At 66.0% G+C, this 17,007-nt stretch carries 14 protein-coding genes; all 14 read left to right on the forward strand.

Going from position 1 to position 17,007, the window contains the following annotated elements; genetic code table 11:
* The first annotated feature begins 17 nt into the window (after nt 1-17).
* The 14 genes from motB to flhA all read left to right on the forward strand — a co-directional run bounded on the left by motB (nt 18) and on the right by flhA (nt 16,819).
* Nucleotides 18-1,025, forward strand: a complete 1,008-nt coding sequence (motB, locus tag ACTJLC_RS08520; RefSeq protein WP_440843602.1) for a flagellar motor protein MotB — start codon at nt 18-20, stop codon at nt 1,023-1,025.
* 84 nt (nt 1,026-1,109) lie between these two features.
* Nucleotides 1,110-1,487 carry a response regulator gene (locus ACTJLC_RS08525; protein WP_073427788.1) on the forward strand — a complete coding sequence of 126 codons (378 nt, stop codon included), beginning with the start codon at nt 1,110-1,112 and terminating at the stop codon, nt 1,485-1,487.
* A gap of 87 nt (nt 1,488-1,574) precedes the next feature.
* Nucleotides 1,575-3,869 carry a chemotaxis protein CheA gene (cheA, locus tag ACTJLC_RS08530; protein ID WP_440843604.1) on the forward strand — a complete coding sequence of 765 codons (2,295 nt, stop codon included), beginning with the start codon at nt 1,575-1,577 and terminating at the stop codon, nt 3,867-3,869.
* A gap of 42 nt (nt 3,870-3,911) precedes the next feature.
* Nucleotides 3,912-4,442, forward strand: coding sequence for a chemotaxis protein CheW (locus ACTJLC_RS08535; protein WP_028198487.1), 531 nt, complete (start codon nt 3,912-3,914; stop codon nt 4,440-4,442).
* Between the two features lie 37 nt (nt 4,443-4,479).
* Complete coding sequence (locus ACTJLC_RS08540; RefSeq protein ID WP_440843606.1) at nt 4,480-6,387, forward strand: methyl-accepting chemotaxis protein; 1,908 nt, start codon at nt 4,480-4,482, stop codon at nt 6,385-6,387.
* A 204-nt stretch (nt 6,388-6,591) separates the two neighbouring features.
* Nucleotides 6,592-7,557 carry a CheR family methyltransferase gene (locus ACTJLC_RS08545; protein WP_440843608.1) on the forward strand — a complete coding sequence of 322 codons (966 nt, stop codon included), beginning with the start codon at nt 6,592-6,594 and terminating at the stop codon, nt 7,555-7,557.
* A complete protein-coding gene (gene cheD, locus ACTJLC_RS08550) occupies nt 7,554-8,402 on the forward strand; it encodes a chemoreceptor glutamine deamidase CheD (protein WP_310317271.1) in 849 nt (282 codons plus the stop codon). Before ACTJLC_RS08545 ends, cheD begins: the two co-directional genes overlap by 4 nt.
* Nucleotides 8,403-8,407: 5 nt before the next feature.
* On the forward strand, nt 8,408-9,496 hold the full coding sequence (locus ACTJLC_RS08555) for a protein-glutamate methylesterase/protein-glutamine glutaminase (RefSeq protein WP_073427920.1): 1,089 nt from the start codon (nt 8,408-8,410) through the stop codon (nt 9,494-9,496).
* A gap of 287 nt (nt 9,497-9,783) precedes the next feature.
* Nucleotides 9,784-10,179, forward strand: coding sequence for a chemotaxis response regulator CheY (gene cheY, locus ACTJLC_RS08560; RefSeq protein WP_073427783.1), 396 nt, complete (start codon nt 9,784-9,786; stop codon nt 10,177-10,179).
* Between the two features lies 1 nt (nt 10,180).
* Nucleotides 10,181-10,891, forward strand: a complete 711-nt coding sequence (gene cheZ / locus ACTJLC_RS08565; protein WP_073427782.1) for a protein phosphatase CheZ — start codon at nt 10,181-10,183, stop codon at nt 10,889-10,891.
* 288 nt (nt 10,892-11,179) lie between these two features.
* The gene (locus ACTJLC_RS08570) at nt 11,180-11,713 is read left to right on the forward strand and encodes a DUF2844 domain-containing protein (RefSeq protein ID WP_310317268.1); all 534 of its coding nucleotides are present in this window, start codon (nt 11,180-11,182) and stop codon (nt 11,711-11,713) included.
* Nucleotides 11,714-11,727: 14 nt separating this feature from the next.
* Nucleotides 11,728-13,029, forward strand: coding sequence for a DUF3443 domain-containing protein (locus ACTJLC_RS08575; protein WP_114163291.1), 1,302 nt, complete (start codon nt 11,728-11,730; stop codon nt 13,027-13,029).
* A gap of 470 nt (nt 13,030-13,499) precedes the next feature.
* Entirely contained in the window at nt 13,500-14,720 is a 1,221-nt protein-coding gene (flhB, locus tag ACTJLC_RS08580) for a flagellar biosynthesis protein FlhB (RefSeq protein ID WP_073427779.1), read from the forward strand.
* A complete protein-coding gene (gene flhA, locus ACTJLC_RS08585) occupies nt 14,717-16,819 on the forward strand; it encodes a flagellar biosynthesis protein FlhA (protein WP_073427778.1) in 2,103 nt (700 codons plus the stop codon). The genes flhB and flhA overlap by 4 nt, the downstream gene beginning before the upstream one ends.
* Nucleotides 16,820-17,007 lie beyond the last annotated feature (188 nt).

The following is a 17,007-nucleotide window of genomic DNA, read 5'->3' on the forward strand; positions in this document are numbered from 1 at the left end:
CGCCGGGGACCGAAGCGATGAGCAAGGACAAAGACCGCGCCATTGTCGTCAAGCGCGCCGCGCCGAAGAAGGCGGGCCATCACGGCGGCGCGTGGAAGCTCGCGTATGCGGACTTCATGACCGCGATGATGGCGTTCTTCCTGCTGATGTGGCTGCTGAGCTCGGCCTCCACGGTGCAGTTGAAGGGCATCGCGGAGTACTTCAACCAGCCGTTGAAGATCACGCTGTGGGGCGGCGACCGCAGCGCCGAGGATTCAAGCTTTCTGAAGGGCGGCGGCCGCGACATCTCGACCGACGCGCAGGGCGTGACGCGCTCCACCGACGGCACGAACAACCGCACCGAGCGCACCGCGTCGCATGCGCCGGAAGACTCGCTCAAGCAGTTGCAGGGCGAGCTGGAGCGCCGCGAGCAGGTCCGTCTGCACGATCTGCAGGTCAAGCTGATGGCCGCGATCGAGGCGAATCCGGTGCTGCGCCAGTTCAAGCAGCAGATCCGGATCGATTCGACGCTGACCGGTTTGCGCATCGAAATCGTCGACTCGCAGAAGCGGCCGATGTTCGCCACGGCGAGAGATCAGGTGGAGCCGTACATGCGCGACATCCTGCGCGAAATCGGCCACACGCTGAACGACGTGCCGAACCGCATCATCGTGCAGGGACACACCGACGCCGCGCAGTACGCGGGCGGCGAGAAGGGCTACAGCAACTGGGAACTGTCCGCGGACCGCGCCAATGCGTCGCGCCGCGAGTTGATCGCCGGCGGCATGGACGAAGCGAAGGTGATGCGCGTGCTCGGCCTCGCGTCGACGCAGAACCTGAACAAGGCGGACCCGATGGATCCGGAAAACCGCCGCATCAGCATCATCGTGCTGAACAGAAAGTCGGAGGAGGCGCTCAACCATGACGACTCCACCACGACCACCCTGTCGGACGACGCAGCCGGCTCCAAGCCGCTGCTGCAAAGACTTGCGCAACCGGTGACGGTTGCACCGAAGGTGTCCGCGGCGACGCGGGCGACCCAGTAACAAACGGCGATCGCCTGACCGTTCACGCGCCCGACTGGCGCGAACAGCCCGGCGATCCATAGCGTAAGCGCAGCGAGGTTTTTCATGATCAGGCACATCCTGGCAATCGACGATTCAGCATCGATGCGGCAGATTCTCGCCGCGACGCTGACGACGGCCGGCTACGAAGTGACGCTCGCGGCGGACGGCAACGAAGGGCTCGAAAACGCCCTCGCCATCCCGTTCGACCTCGTGCTGACCGACCAGCACATGCCGGGCAAGACCGGCCTCGATCTGATCGCCGAACTGCGCGGCAACCCGGCTTACCAGGCGACCCCCATCCTCGTCCTCACGACGGAATCGGGCGACTCCTTCAAGGCGGCGGCGCGGGCTGCGGGAGCGACCGGCTGGATCGAAAAGCCGCTCGACCCCGACATGCTGACGGAACTGGTGGCGGCGCTCGCCGAACCGGACCCCGCCTAAGCCCCATTCATACACAGGTTATAGAAGCTTTCGACGCGGCGGCACGGCAGCCCAAGCCTAGACAGGAACTCTCGCGGTGACACAGGCATGACACTCGACATCACTCAGTTCTATCAGACGTTCTTCGACGAAGCGGACGAACTGCTCGCGCAGATGGAGCAGTTGCTGCTCAATCTGGACATCGCGCACCCCGATCCCGAAGACCTCGCGGCGATTTTCCGCGCGGCGCATTCGATCAAGGGCGGCGCGGCGACGTTCGGTTTCACCGCGCTGACGGAAACGACCCACATTCTCGAATCGCTGCTCGACCGCGCGCGCAATAACGAACTCGTGCTGCGCAAGGACATGATCGACACGTTCCTCGAAACCAAGGACGTGTTGTCGGGCCAGCTAGCCGATTACCGCGCGAGCGCCGAGCCGGATACCGCGGTCGCGAAGGCGATCTGCGCGAAGCTCGAGCAGTTGCACGCCGAAAGCCGCTTCGGCGGCGCACCGGCCGAAGCGGCGCCGGCAGCGGCTGTCGCCGTGGCGGCGCCGCTGGAAACGCAGGCAGTACAAGGCGGCACCCCGCCGGAGCACGTCGTCGAACAGGCGGTGCAGGCGGCGGGTGAATGGACTGACGGCGAACCGGCACAGACCGGGCAAGCCGCGGGCACAGGCGATGCAAACGACAACGCCGGCCCACATCTGAAAATTACGCTACGGGGCGTGGGAGAGAAGGACCAGGCACTGCTGGCTGAGGAGCTCGGCAACCTGGGCAACATCGTGGGGCAGGTCAAGAGCGGCGGCGATCTGACGCTGTGGCTCTCGAGCGACGTGCCCTCCGACGACATCATCGCCGTGTGCTGTTTCGTGATCGACGAAAGTCAGATCTCGATCGGCCGTGGCACCGCACCGGCGGGCGAGACGCAGCAAGGCGAACCTGGAACGCCCGACGCTGCCGATTCGGCCCCGGCGCAGGCAGCACAGGCGGCACAAGCAGTCGAGGTAACGCAAGCCGCGCCGGCAACCCAGACGAGCGCCGCGCACGCCCAATCGTCCGCGCAAGGCACAGCGGCCGCGGCCGCCACCGCCGCTCAACCCGCGGCGGCGAGCAGCGCACCCGCCGCCGGCCAGGCGCCGGCGGCCAGCGCCGCCGCGCCGGCCGAGAACGACCGCAAGGCGGCGCGTCCGGCCGCGGCGGCAGGCGGCGCGGAAGGCAGCTCGATTCGCGTCGGCGTCGAAAAGGTCGATCAGTTGATCAACCTGGTCGGCGAACTCGTGATCACGCAGGCGATGCTCGCGGAAACCACCAGCACGTTCGACCCGGCCTTGCACGATCGCCTCTTCAACGGCATGGCGCAGCTCGAGCGCAACGCGCGCGATCTGCAGGAAGCGGTGATGTCGATCCGCATGATGCCGATGGATTACGTGTTCAGCCGCTTCCCGCGTCTGGTGCGCGATCTCGCGGCGAAGCTCGGCAAGCAGGTGGAGCTCGTCACCTTCGGTCAGGCGACCGAACTCGACAAGAGCCTGATCGAACGGATCATCGATCCGTTGACGCACCTCGTGCGCAACAGTCTCGATCACGGCATCGAAACCGTGGAAGCGCGGCGCGCGGCGGGCAAGGATTCGACCGGCCAGTTGGTGCTGTCGGCGGCGCACCACGGCGGCAACATCGTGATCGAGGTGAGCGACGACGGTGCGGGCCTGCGCCGCGACAAGATTCTCGCGAAAGCGGCCAAGCAGGGCATGCAGGTCAGCGAAAGCATGACCGACGAGGAAGTGTGGAACCTGATTTTCCTGCCGGGCTTCTCGACGGCGGAACAGGTGACGGACGTCTCCGGCCGCGGCGTCGGCATGGACGTGGTGAAACGGAACATCCAGTCGATGGGTGGTCACGTGGAAATCACGTCGCACGCCGGCAAGGGCAGCACCACGCGCATCGTCCTGCCGCTTACGCTGGCGATTCTCGACGGTATGTCGGTGAAGGTCGGCAACGAGATCTTCATTCTGCCGCTGAACTTCGTGATGGAGTCGCTGCAGCCGCGCGCCGAGGACATCTACACGGTGGCCAACGGCGAGCGCGTGGTGCGGGTGCGCGGCGAATACCTGCCGCTGGTCGCGTTGCACGAAGTGTTCAACGTCGAGGACGCGAAGCAGGAACCGACGCAGGGCATCGTCACCATCATGCAAACCGAGGGGCGCCGCTTCGCGATGCTGATCGACGAGCTGGTGGGCCAGCAGCAAGTGGTCGTGAAGAATCTCGAAACCAATTACCGCAAGGTGCACGGCATTTCCGCCGCGACCATTCTCGGCGACGGCAGTGTCGCGCTGATCGTGGACGTGGCGGCGCTGAACCGCGAGACGCGCAACGCGCATGGCGCGATGAGCCTCGCATGACATTCACTCAATTCATTTCATCCCAACCGTTTGGGGGCTAACGTGGCAGAAGTCCAATCCATCAATTCGAGCGTCGCGAACGCGACGAATGGTCGCCGCGACGCGCAGCAGGCTGACGCCGGCGGTCAGGAATTCCTCGTCTTCACGCTCGGCGCCGAAGAATACGGCATCGATATTCTCAAGGTGCAGGAAATCCGCGGCTACGACAACGTGACGCGTATCGCGAACGCGCCCGAGTTCATCAAGGGCGTGATCAATCTGCGCGGCATCATCGTGCCGATCGTCGACATGCGCATCAAGTTCCATCTGGGTCGCGTCGAGTATGACCACCAGACCGTGGTGATCATCCTGAACGTCGCGCATCGCGTGGTCGGGATGGTGGTGGACGGCGTGTCGGACGTGCTCACGCTCGCCACCGACCAGATCATGCCGGCGCCGGAATTCGGCGCCACGCTGACGACCGAGTACCTCACGGGGCTCGGCACCGTCGACGGCCGCATGCTGATCCTGATGGACATCGAGAAGTTGATGACCAGCCGCGAAATGGCGCTGATCGAAACGCTCGGCGCCTGACGGCTGCGGCATTCAGAGTTTGTGAAGGAGCATTGAAATGCTAAGCAGGTGGTCGATTCGGACCTCCCTCACGCTGGTGGGGATCATTCTCGTCGCGCTCACCGTGGTGGTCGGCGTACTTGGGCTGACGGCGCTGAGCAGCGCCCGCCAGTCGCTCGACCGGATCGCGCGCGGCGATCTGGTGGCGATTCACGCGCTCGACGATGCGTCGGCCTATCTGCTGCGCTCGCGCCTGTCGCTCGATCGTTTCACCGCGCTGAGCGCCGCCGGCGACACTGAAACGGCGAAGAAGGTGCTGGACCGCGCGGTGGAGCTGCACGGCTTCAGCAGCAAGAGCTGGCAGACCTATCTCGACGCGCCGAAGAGCGGCATCGATCAGGCCCAGCTCGACGAACTGGTGGCCCGCCGCACGACGGTCGTGCGCGACGGCCTGGAGCCCGAATTCGCCGCGTTGCGCGCGGGCGACCTGGCCGCGTACCACGCGATCGCCGACAAGAAGATCAGCCCGATGTTCGTCGCCTACGACAACGTGGCGTCGGCGGTGGTCAAGAGCCTGCAGCAGCAGGCGGTCGACCAGCAGGCAGCCGCGCAGTCCAACATCTCCCTGATGACGACGCTGATCGCCGGCTTCGGCGCGCTTGCCTTGCTGCTGGTGGTCGGCTTGCGCTTCGCGTTGCGCGGCCTGATCGTGCAGCCGCTCGCGGACGCTACCGCCTGCTTCGAGCGCATCGCGTCGGGCGACCTGTCCGAGACGATCGCGGTGTCGAGCAGCAACGAGATCGGCCGGCTGTTCAGCGGCATCAAGCGGATGCAGGAAAGCATGGCGACGATGGTGAAGGCGGTTCGCAGCAGCACCGAATCGATCGATACCGGCGCGCGCGAAATCGCGATGGGCAACACCGATCTGTCGCAACGCACCGAACAGCAGGCCGCCTCGCTGCAGGAAACCGCGTCGAGCATGGAGCAGCTCACCGGCACCGTGCGCCAGAACGCCGAGAACGCGCGTCAGGCGAGCCAGTTGGCCGTCAACGCGTCGGACATCGCGACGCGCGGCGGCGACGTGGTGAGCCAGGTCGTCACGACGATGCAGGACATCGCGGCCAGCTCGGGCAAGGTCGTCGACATCATCGGCGTGATCGAAGGCATTGCGTTCCAGACCAATATTCTCGCGCTGAACGCGGCGGTCGAAGCCGCGCGCGCCGGCGAACAGGGCCGCGGCTTCGCCGTGGTGGCCGGCGAAGTGCGCAGCCTCGCGCAGCGCAGCGCGAGCGCCGCGAAGGAAATCAAGGAACTGATCGGCGACTCCGTCGACAAGGTGCAAAGCGGCTCGACCCTGGTGGGCCGGGCGGGCACGACGATGGACGAGATCGTCCAGGCGGTGCGCCGCGTGACCGACATCATGGGCGAGATCAGCGCGGCGTCCGAGGAGCAATCGGGCGGCATCGAGCAGGTGAATCGCGCGGTCGTGCAGATGGACGAAGTCACGCAGCAGAACGCGGCGCTGGTCGAAGAGGCAGCGGCAGCCGCCGCCTCGCTCGAAGACCAGACGCGCCAGTTGCAAACGGTGGTGAGCGGCTGGAAGGTGGCCGGCGGCCCGACGCACGGCGGCGCGCTCGCGGCGCGCGGCGCAGTGGCAGCGACAGCGGCGCCGGCAACGGCGCGCACGAGCGGCGGCAAGCACGTCAGCGCGCGTAGCGCCGGCGGCGCCCGGGCCGCGAAAGCGGCACCGCGAGCGAGCGCACCTGGCGCGGCGCATTCGGCACCTCAAGCCACCGCAAACACCGCAACGCAAGCAGCACCGGCACCGGCCACCCATGACGCATCCACCGCGCGCGTCGAACCGGCCTTGAAGCCGAAGACGACCCGCGCGGCGAGCGAATCCCCGGCACGTCCGGCCGCGAGCGCGGCCACGGCGGGCTCGGATGGCGACTGGGAAACTTTCTAGGACATGGCGGAAAAACATGCAGTCATTCGGCATCTCGCTCCCTGAGGGGCGAATCATCGAAGCACGCCTTACCGGCGTGTCGCGGGCCGACTGCATGTTGGTAAAACTCGCGGGAGTGCGCGACCCCGCGAACCCAATCCCTTCTCCGCGAGGCAATGGCCTTGGCGGCAAGCGGGATGGCTCGTATCGCAGGCAGGAACTCACATGATGGCAACGCGCGCACAGCAACGCCCCGAGCGGGCGGAACCGGCTAGATCCGGCGAGCAGGGACGGGATTTCGAATTCACGTCCGCGGATTTCGCTCGCATTCGCGACCTGATTCACCGCAGCGCGGGCATCTCGCTATCGGACCACAAGCGCGACATGGCCTACAGCCGCCTTGCGCGCCGGTTGCGCGCACGCGGCCTCGACACCTTCAAGCAGTATCTCGATCTGCTCGAGGCGGAAAACGATCCGGCCGAGTGGGAGGCGTTCACCAATGCGCTCACCACCAACCTGACCGCGTTCTTCCGCGAGGCGCATCACTTCCCGATCCTCGCCGAATTCGTGCCGCGCCGCGCGCAGCCCGTTTCGGTGTGGTGCTCGGCGGCCTCGACCGGCGAAGAGCCGTACTCGATCGCGATGACGCTGATCGAAGCGCTCGGCGAGAGCGGCGCGCGTCACGCCAGCGTGCTCGCCACCGACATCGACACGCAAGTGCTGGCGAAAGCCGAAGCCGGCATGTACCAGTTCGACCAGGTCAAGCACCTGTCGCCCGAGCGGCTCAAGCGCTTCTTTCTGAAGGGCACCGGCGCGCATGCGGGCATGGTCAAGGTGCGCCCTGAAGTGCGCTCGCTGGTGCGCTTCGAGCAATTGAACCTGACCGACCGCGATTACCAGTTGCGCTCGCAGTTCGACGCGATCTTCTGCCGCAACGTGATGATCTATTTCGACAAGCCGACGCAAGCGCAGGTGCTCGCGCGCTTCGAGCCGCTGATGAAATCGGGCGGCCTGCTGTTTGCGGGCCACTCGGAAAACTTCACGTATGTCACGCAGGCGTTCAAGCTGCGCGGCCAGACCGTCTATGAACTGACGCGCGACACGGCGGGCGGCGCGCGCGCCGCCCCGGCTCGCGAGGCCACGCCGGCGCGAACCGCGAGCCATGCTTCGACGAGCGGGGTGACAGCATGAGCAGCCGCTTGCCCATCGCCACCAATCTGTATTTCGACAATCACTTTCAACGCCCCGGCGTGAAGCTGCTGCCGAACGAGTTCTACACGACCCACGAGGACATGGTGCTCGTCACCGTGCTGGGTTCGTGCGTCGCGGCCTGCATCCAGGACCGCACTGCGGGCATCGGCGGCATGAACCACTTCATGCTGCCCGACGACGGCGCGGACGTCGGCCAGGCCGCGTCGGATTCGATGCGCTACGGGGCGTACGCAATGGAAGTGCTGATCAACGAACTCATCAAGGCCGGCGGCCGGCGCGAGCGCTTCGAGGCCAAGGTGTTCGGCGGCGGCGCGGTGCTCGCCGGCATGACGACGATGAACATCGGCGACCGCAACTCGGAATTCGTGCGCCGCTACCTGGCGCTGGAAAAAATCCGCATCGTCGCCGAGGACTTGCAGGGCTCGCACCCGCGCAAGGTCGCCTTCATGCCGCGCACCGGCCAGGTGATGGTGAAGAAATTGCGCGTGCAGCAGGAAGCGGGCGTGGCCGAGCGCGAACAGGCGCTCGTGCGGCAAAGCGCCGAGGCGCGCGCCGAGCGGCTCGCGGCCGCGCGCAAGCGGGTCGAACTGTTTTCGGCCCCGGCCGCCGCGAAGCCCAAGGTCGAACTGTTTTCATCACCCGCCGCGGCGCGGCCGAAGGTCGAGCTGTTCGGCTCCGCTTCCGGCGGCGCGGCGGGCACAGCGGCAGGCGGTTCTGGCGCGGCGGTGAAGCCGCGCGTGGAACTGTTCGGCGCGAACGCCGCGAGCGGCATGAATTCGCGCGTGATTAATTCAAACAACGCCAGAACGATAGAGGAGGCGTGAGCGCTGTGCAAAAAATCAAGGTACTGTGCGTCGACGATTCGGCGCTGATCCGCAGCCTGATGACGGAAATCATCAACGGCCAGCCGGACATGACGGTGGTGGCGACCGCACCCGACCCGCTGGTCGCGCGTGAGCTCATCAAGCAGCACAACCCCGACGTATTGACGCTCGACGTCGAAATGCCGCGCATGGACGGCCTCGACTTTCTCGAGAAGCTGATGCGCCTGCGGCCGATGCCGGTCGTGATGGTGTCGTCGCTCACCGAGCGCGGCAACGAAATCACGCTGCGCGCGCTCGAACTGGGCGCGGTCGACTTCGTCACCAAGCCGAAGGTCGGCATTCGCGACGGGATGCTCGACTATTCGGAAAAGCTCGCCGACAAGATTCGCGCCGCGGCCCGCGCGCGCGTGCGCCAGGCCGCGCCGGCGCAGCACGCGGCCGCCCACGCCGCCCATGCGCCGGTCGGCGCCGCGCCGCTCTTCAACAATCCGCTGCTCAGTACCGAGAAGCTGATCATCGTCGGCGCGTCGACGGGCGGCACCGAAGCGATCCGCGAAGTGCTGGTGCCGCTGCCGCCGGATGCGCCCGCGGTGCTGATCGCGCAGCACATGCCGCCGGGTTTCACAAAATCTTTTGCGCAACGCCTCAATGGTTTGTGCCGGATTACCGTTAAAGAGGCAGAGCATGGCGAACGCGTGCTGCCGGGACATGCCTACATCGCGCCCGGCCACGCTCACCTGTTGCTGGCCCGCAGCGGCGCGAACTACATCGCGCATCTCTCGGACGAGCCGCCGGTGAACCGCCATCGCCCGTCGGTGGACGTGCTGTTCCGCTCCGCCGCGCAGCATGCGGGCAAGAACGCGGTCGGCGTGATCCTCACGGGCATGGGGCGCGACGGCGCGGCGGGATTGCTGGACATGAGGAAAGCAGGGGCTTACACCCTTGCGCAGGACGAAGCGAGCTGTATCGTGTTCGGCATGCCGCGCGAAGCCATTGCGCTCGGCGCGGCCGACGAGATCGCGTCGCTGCCGGAGATGAGCCGACGGGTGATGGCGCGTCTGTCGTTGATGGGCGATCGCGTTCAGCGCGTGTGATGCGCGGCCTGACGGGCGAGCGGGGGGCGTGGGAGCGGAGTAAGTGTTGAAGCGCTAACTCTGGTCGATGCACGAGGCATGGGATCGGAGTAAGGCGCTAAAGCGCCAACTCCGGTCGATGCACAGGGCATGGGACCGGAGTAAGCGCTAAAGCGCCAACTCCGGTCGATGCACAAGGCATGGGACCAGAGTAAGCGCTGAAGCGCTAACTCTGGTCGACACAGATCGGGTTGGACGGTTGGACGGGCGGACGTGCGCCGTACCTTGGATCAAGCAAAGGGAATGAAATGGATAAGGGAATGAAGATTCTGGTGGTTGACGACTTTCCGACGATGCGCCGGATCGTTCGCAACCTGCTCAAGGAGCTCGGCTACGGCAACGTCGACGAAGCGGAAGACGGTCAGGCCGGCCTCGCGCGTCTGCGCGGCGGCACCTATGACTTCGTGATCTCCGACTGGAACATGCCGAACCTCGACGGTCTCGCCATGCTCAAGGAAATCCGCGCCGACGCGAACCTCACGCACCTGCCGGTGCTGATGGTGACGGCCGAGTCGAAGAAGGAAAACATCATCGCGGCGGCGCAGGCCGGCGCGAGCGGTTATGTCGTCAAGCCGTTCACGGCCGCGACGCTCGACGAGAAGCTCAACAAGATTCTCGAGAAGATGGCGAAAGCCGGGAGCTGATGTGGACCAGCCGACCCATGCGCATGGCGCCGAAGCGGTCAACGAGAGCGGCGACTTCGCGTCCGACCGCATCCTCGCCCGCATTGGACAACTCACGCGCACGCTGCGCGACTCGATGCGCGAACTCGGGCTCGACAAACATGTCGAGCGCGCGGCGGAAGCCGTACCCGATGCCCGCGACCGTTTGAAGTACATCGCGAACATGACCGAGCAGGCCGCCGAGCGCGTGCTGTCCTCGATCGATGTCGCGAAGCCGATCCAGGAGCAGTTGCAGAAAGACGCGGGCGAGCTCGACGCGCGCTGGGAGCAGTGGTACGCGGCGCCGATCGAGCGCGAGGAAGTGCGCGCTCTGATGAACGACACGCGCAGCTTCTTGCGCGGCGTGCCCGAAGCCACCAGCGCCACCAACTCGCAACTCATGGAGATCATGCTGGCGCAGGACTTCCAGGATCTGACCGGGCAGGTCATCAAGAAGATCACGGACGTCGTGTATCTGATCGAGCAGCAATTGCTCGGCGTTCTGGTCGAGAACATCGCGCTCGAACGGCGCGAGCAGTTCGCGGCGAACGCGGCTGCACTGGCGGCCGAGGTCTCGTCGACCGGCAGTCCGGAGCACCTGCTGAACGGACCGCAGATCAACCCCGAAGGCAAGGCGGACGTGGTGCAGGACCAGTCGCAAGTCGACGATCTGCTGGCGAGCCTCGGCTTTTAAGGCGCCCTTTAACGTGCTTCGAGTGCATCGGAGCACGTGGGCACGCCGGATGAATGAGTATGCGCAGCAAGCTGCGGGCCCGGATTTGCGTGCTGTCTGCCGACACAAACCACAGGCATACTAGGGCTTCAGGCGGCGGCGTCGGCTGGCTGCCGAGAAACAGGCGCCGGCCGGCGGCATGGTGAGGAACCCCTCCAGAATGCGGCCGTCACGGTGCCTATGATTGGTATAAATGCGGCCGGTTCGCGCGAGATGCGGGCCGGGCAGCAGCTCGGGAGGAGCCTCGACATGTTGAGTTGTGTACGTCGTGCCATGTACGTTGCGGCACTCGCCTTACCCTGGTCGTTCGCAGCCGTGCAGCCCGCTCATGCGGGACTTGGCGGCACGCCGATCACCCCACCTGCGGATGCGTCGGTCTCTTCACGCACCGTGCAGCCCGCCGGCGGCGCGCAGGGCGTGATGCGCTCGGCATCCGGCGCCCCTTCTTCAAGCTCGGCTTCCGCCTCCTACACCGTGCGTGAAACCACGTTCGGCAACGGCACCCTGGTGCGCGAATACCTTGCCGCCGACGGTTCGGTGTTCGGTATTGCCTGGCGCGGTCCGCAAATGCCGGATCTGAACGATCTGCTCGGCGGCTATTTCCCGCAATACGTCGCCGGCGTGAAGTCCGTGCGCGCGGCGCGCGGCGGCGGCCACGGCCCCGTCACGGTCGACCAGAGCGGCCTCGTCGTGCATTCGGGCGGCCACATGGGCTCGTTCTCCGGTCAGGCGTGGCTGCCCCCCGCTTTGCCTGCGGGCGTCAGCGGTTCCGACATCCAGTAATGCGAGGACGAACGATGCGAACCATGCGTATTGCCGAGAAGCTCAAGGGGTGGGTGCAGGCCGCCCTGGCCGTGGCGTTGCTGTCGGCGGTCGCCGCTTGCGGCGGTGGCGGCGACGACAGTCCCAGCTCCAGTTCCGGTTCCGGCACGTCGGGCTCGACGAGCGGCTTGCCGGCCAGCCCCACCCAGCAGCCGATTGCCGCGACCGCCGCGAATACCGTGGCGATCACGGTCGGCCCCGGTGCGACCGGGGTCATCAATATTCCGACGGTGAGCGTGACGCTCTGCGTGCCCGGCACGACCACCTGTCAGACCATCAACAACGTCCAGGTCGACACCGGTTCGTTCGGTCTGCGCGTGGTCAACTCGGTGCTGAACTCGACGATGCAGAGCGCGTTGCAGCCCAGCACCATAAGCGGCTCGCAACTCGCCGAGTGCGCGACGTTCGCGGACGGCTACACCTGGGGCACGGTGCGCACCGCGACCATCAAGATCGGCGGCGAGACGACGAGCACGGCGATTCCGGTGCAGATCATCGGCGACAAGGACGCGAGCACCGTGCCCGCGGCCTGCTCGAACACCGGCGGCTCGGCGGAAAACACAGTCAGCGATCTTGGCGCGAACGGCATTCTCGGTATCGGCACGGCGCTCACGGATTGCGGCTCGACTTGTGCGAACCCGGCGACTGCCGTCAATAGCAGCAATTACTTCGCGTGCCCGGGCGGTACTTCGTGCACGCGCGCCGCGGTGCCCGTCGCGCAACAGGTCGCCAATCCCGTCGCCAACTTCCCGACCGACAACAACGGCGTGATCGTGCAGATGCCGCCGATTCCCGATACCGGCGCGGCGTCGGCCACCGGCACGCTGGTGTTCGGCATCGGCACGCAGTCGAACAACGCGCTTGCCGCAGCCAACACGTTCACCACGGATGCCTTCGGCGATCTCACCAGGAGCGTCTTTAATGGCGCGACGGTGACGGCGTTCCTCGATTCGGGCTCGAACGGCTACTTCTTCGCGGATAGCTCGCTCACCCTGTGCGGCAGCAATTTCTCGGGCTTCTACTGCCCGTCGTCCGCGCAAACCCGGTCGATCACGCTGGTCGGAGCGAACAACGTGCAAGCGACCGCGAACATCGGCATTCTGAGCGCGTCCACGCTGTTCGGCAGCGGCAACAAGTTCGCGTACAACGACCTGGCCGGGCAGCTCGGCAGCAGCACGGCCTTCGATCTCGGTTTGCCGTTTTTCTACGGCCGCTACGTGTACCACGGCTTCGATAAGAGGGCGAGCGGCGGCCAGGCGCCTTACGTGGCGTTTTAACGCACTGCGCTGAAATGTGAGAAACGGTCCGGCGCCCGCGCGAAAGCGCGCGGGCGCCGGGCTTGCTTCAGTGCTGTTTCGCCATCGATGGCGTGCGGCCTTAGCCGTGATTCACCAAGGCTGCCTTGCCACTGCAACGTCGCTAGTTGGCCGCTTCACCGCCGCTGCCTTGTCGCTCACCGCCGCTGGCTTGTCGCTTCACCGCCGCCGCTTCGTCGCTTCACCGCCGTTGGCTTGTCGCTCACCGCCGCTGGCTTGTCGCTTCACCGCCGCTGGCTTGTCGCTTCACCCCCGCCGCTTCGCCGCTTCTCCCCCGCGTCCGCACGGCTTCTCCGCCGTTTCCCCACGGCGTCATCCGCCGAAATACCCCCCTTTCTCCGCCCTTATCCGCCGATCGGCCCTTGCGCCCAGCGTGAATAATCGCTCTCACTGGAAAGAGGCGCCGTGCCTCGCCCGACTGGAGAGCTTTTGTGGCAGAGGATAGCGACCTCGAAAAAACCGAATCAGCCACGCCCCGGCGCCTCGAAAAGGCGCGCGAGGAAGGGCAGATCGTGCGCTCGCGGGAACTGTCGACGTTCGCGCTGCTGGCGGCGGGGTTCTTCGGCGTGTGGGGCATGTCCGGCAGCATCGGCGAGCATCTGCAGGGCATGCTGCGCGCGGCCTTCACGTTCGATCACGGCGCGGTGTTCGAGACCCGCCGCATGCTGATCGGCGCGGGCGCGGCGAGCCGCGAGGGGCTGTACGCGTTGCTGCCGATCCTCGGCTTCACCGGCGCCGCCGCCTTGCTCGCGCCGATGGCGCTGGGCGGCTGGCAGTTGTCGGCGAAAGGCCTCGAGCCCAAGTTCGACCGCCTCAATCCGATCGCCGGCCTCGGCAAGATATTTTCGATCAACGGACCGATCCAGCTCGGCATGTCACTCGCGAAGACGCTGGTGGTGGGCATCATCGGCGGCACCGCGATCTGGAACCGCCGCGAGGAGATTCTCGCGCTGGCGACCCAGCCGTTGCACCTCGCGCTCTCCAACGCCATGCATCTGATCGCCGTCTGCTGCGGCATGACGGTGGCGGGCATGTTCGTCGTGGCCGCGCTGGATGTGCCGTATCAACTGTGGCAGTTCCACAAGAAACTGCGCATGACGAAGGAAGAAGTGAAGCGCGAACATCGCGAAAGCGAAGGCGACCCGCACGTGAAGGGCCGCATCCGCCAGCAGCAGCGCGCGATCGCCCGCCGCCGCATGATGACCCACGTGCCCAAGGCCGACGTGGTCGTGACGAACCCGACGCACTTCGCGGTCGCGCTGCAGTACACCGACGGCGAGATGCGCGCGCCGAAGGTCGTCGCCAAGGGCGTGAACCTGGTGGCCGCGCGGATTCGCGAGATCGCCGCCGAGAACAACGTGCCGTTGCTGGAAGCGCCGCCGCTCGCGCGGGCGCTGTATCACAACGTCGATTTGAACCGCGAGATTCCGGGCCCGCTGTACGGCGCGGTCGCCGAAGTGCTTGCGTGGGTGTATCAGTTGCGGCGCTTCAAGACCGAAGGCGGCGTCGCGCCGGTCGCGCCGACCGAATTCGACGTGCCCGCCGAACTCGACAAGGGCGGTGTGCCGGCCGAAGAAGCCGCGCAGGAAGCCGCCGACGCGCTCAATCCCCTCAACCCAGATAACGACGACGCTTCAGGAGCCTCCGCATGAACGCTCGCGCCGGTTTCCTCGCCCGACGGCCCGATGCCTTGAGCGGCACCAATTTGCGCGCCCTCGCCGGGCCGGTGCTGATCTGCATGATCCTCGGCATGATGATTCTGCCGTTGCCGCCGTTTCTGCTCGACCTGCTGTTCACTTTCAACATCGCGCTTTCCGTGATGGTGCTGCTCGTCAGCATGTACACGATGAAGCCGCTCGACTTCGCCGCGTTCCCGAGCGTGCTGCTGTTCTCCACGCTCCTGCGCCTGTCGCTGAACGTGGCCTCCACGCGGGTCGTGCTGCTCGAGGGCCACACCGGCCCGGACGCGGCAGGCCAGGTGATCGAGTCGTTCGGCCACTTCCTCGTGGGCGGCAACTTCGCGGTCGGTATCGTCGTCTTCATCATTTTGATGGTGATCAACTTCATGGTGATCACCAAGGGCGCGGGGCGGATCGCGGAAGTGTCCGCGCGCTTCACGCTCGACGCGATGCCCGGCAAGCAGATGGCGATCGACGCCGATCTGAACGCTGGCCTCATCAACGAGGAACAGGCCCGCAAGCGCCGCTCCGAAGTCTCGCAGGAAGCCGAGTTCTACGGCTCGATGGACGGCGCGAGCAAGTTCGTGCGCGGCGACGCGATCGCCGGTTTGCTGATCATGGTGATCAACATCTTCGGCGGGTTGATCGTCGGGATGGTGCAGCATGGGATGGACTTCGCGTCCGCGGGCAAGAACTACACGCTGCTCACGATCGGTGACGGCCTCGTCGCGCAGATTCCGTCGCTGGTGATTTCGACGGCGGCCGGCGTGATCGTCTCGCGCGTGGCCACCAACGAAGACATCGGCACGCAGTTGACCGGCCAGCTTTTCACGAATCCGCGCGTGCTGGCGATCACCGGCTGCATTCTCGTGCTGATGGGCCTGATTCCGGGCATGCCGCACTTCGCGTTTCTGATTCTCGGCGGCGGCCTGATCCAGCTTGGCCGCACGATGAAGAAGCGCGCCGAGGAACGCAAGAACACCACCGCGCTCGTCGATGTCGCGCCGGCCGCGATGGCGCCGGTCGAAAACACCGAAGCAAGCTGGGACGACGTGACGATGATCGACACGCTCGGCCTCGAAGTGGGCTACCGGCTGATTCCGCTCGTCGACAAGAACTCGGACGGCGAACTGCTCAAGCGGATCAAGAGCATCCGCAAGAAGTTCGCGCAGGAAATCGGCTTCCTGCCGCCGGTCATTCATATCCGCGACAACCTCGAATTGCGGCCGAACGGTTATCGGATCGCGTTGAAGGGCGTGGAAGTGGGCGTCGGCGAAGCGTATCCGGGCCAGTGGCTCGCGATCAATCCCGGCCAGGTGTCGGCCGCGCTGCCGGGCACGCCGACGCAGGACCCGGCGTTCGGCTTGCCGGCCATCTGGATCGATACGAATCTGCGCGAGCAGGCGCAGGTGTACGGCTACACCGTGGTCGATTCGAGCACGGTCGTGGCGACGCACCTGAATCATCTCGTCGTGACGCACGCGTCCGAACTGCTCGGCCGCCGCGAAGTGCAGGCGCTGCTCGAACGCATGCAGAAGGACACGCCGTCGCTGGTCGACGATCTGGTGCCGAAGACGCTGCCGCTCACCACGCTGCAAAAGGTGCTGCAAAACCTGCTGGAAGAAGGCGTGCCGATCCGCGACATGCGCACGATCCTGGAGGCGCTCTCCGAGCACACGCCGAAGATCACCGACGCGCACGATCTCACCGCCGCCGTGCGCCTCGCGCTCGGCCGCGCGATCACGCAGCAGTGGTTCCCCGGCACCGGCGACATGCAGGTGATGGGCCTCGACTCGAACCTGGAGCGCGTGCTGTCGCAGGCGCTCTCCACCGGTTCCAATCCGGGTCTCGAGCCGGGCCTCGCGCATACGCTGATGAATGAAACGCAGAAGGCGATGACGCGTCAGCAGAACCTCGGGCTCGCGCCTGTGCTGCTGGTGCAGCATGCGTTGCGGCCGATGCTCGCGCGCTTCCTGCGCCGCAGCCTGCCGCAGTTGAAGGTGTTGTCGTATGCGGAAGTGCCCGATACGCGCAACATCAAGGTGGTGAATCTGATCGGCGCGCAGGGTTGAGCCCGTTGCAGCGATAGTCGACCGCGGCCCGATTACCCCCGTTGCAATCAGCCGGCGCTCATCGAGCGCCGGTTTTCATTTCCGCGCCTGACTTTTCATGCGGCGAGCGGCCTGCTCGGTGCAAGCTCCATGCGCGAAAGCTCCGCTCACTTCGGCGCTGAACGAACCGTTCGACACCGCCGCGGACG

Origin of the sequence: Paraburkholderia sp. 22099 (assembly GCF_052045835.1) — a bacterium.
GTDB classification, from domain to species: domain Bacteria; phylum Pseudomonadota; class Gammaproteobacteria; order Burkholderiales; family Burkholderiaceae; genus Paraburkholderia; species Paraburkholderia terricola.